We start from the raw sequence: 783 nt of genomic DNA, 5'->3' as shown, positions 1-783 counted from the left end.
CCTCCATTACCCATGCTCCCCTGCTCAGGGCGTTGGCTGCACACACAACAAATAACAGTTCCCTCGGGGCGCGTTGCGTCCGCTGAACCGCATAATTTGGCCCCGGCTTCGCCCATCAACTGACCGTCTGCCACGGGCCAATACGTTGATGACGACGTCGCAATCTATGCGGGCCAACCCACTCGGGTGGCCAAAGCCCATTCCCTTTCTTGATTGCGTTTCTGATGGATGCGTTGCGCACGCTTGCCAACGGCTCGATCGCAACTGAACCCTTCTTTTAAACATGAGGTGACACATGAAAACATTGTTGATTACGGGCGGCACAAGTGGCATTGGCGAAGCCACCGCGCGGCACGCTGTTGCCGAAGGCCATCAGGTGTATGTCACCGGTCGCCAGCGCCAGCGGCTGGACGATTTTCTCGGCTCGTTCGATGCGGACGCCCGCCAACGGATCACGGGCGATGTTGTCGATGCATCGTCCTGGGAGCAAACGCAGCGCGCGGTGCAGGCCTGCGTCGACCACTTCGGTGGCCTGGATGTCGCCTATGCCAACGCGGGGTTTTCTTCGCGCGGTGATTTGCTGACCGGCGACCCGGACAGCTGGCGCGACATGATCAACACCAACTTCCTGGGCGCCGCGCTGTTGATCAAGGCCGCACTGCCGGTGTTGACCGAACGGCGCGGGCATTTTCTGTTCACCGGTAGCGTGTCCGGACGCAAGGTGTATCCGGGCAACCTGTACACCGCCACCAAATGGGCCATCACCGGGCTGGCGGAAAGCCT

Annotated in this window: 1 protein-coding gene; it reads left to right on the top strand. The window is 60.8% G+C overall.

All coding sequences use genetic code 11. The annotated features are described in order from the left end of the window. Window positions 1–295: 295 nt before the first annotated feature. On the top strand, window positions 296–783 hold a 488-nt coding region (locus ACRYR9_RS19735), incomplete at its 3' end, for an SDR family oxidoreductase (RefSeq protein WP_432540223.1).

It is taken from the genome of Kineococcus auxinigenes (assembly GCF_050871525.1).
Taxonomy (GTDB): Bacteria; Actinomycetota; Actinomycetes; order Actinomycetales; family Kineococcaceae; genus Kineococcus.
Note: the sequence above shows the minus strand (reverse complement) of the source record. Positions and strands in the feature narration are given on the sequence as shown.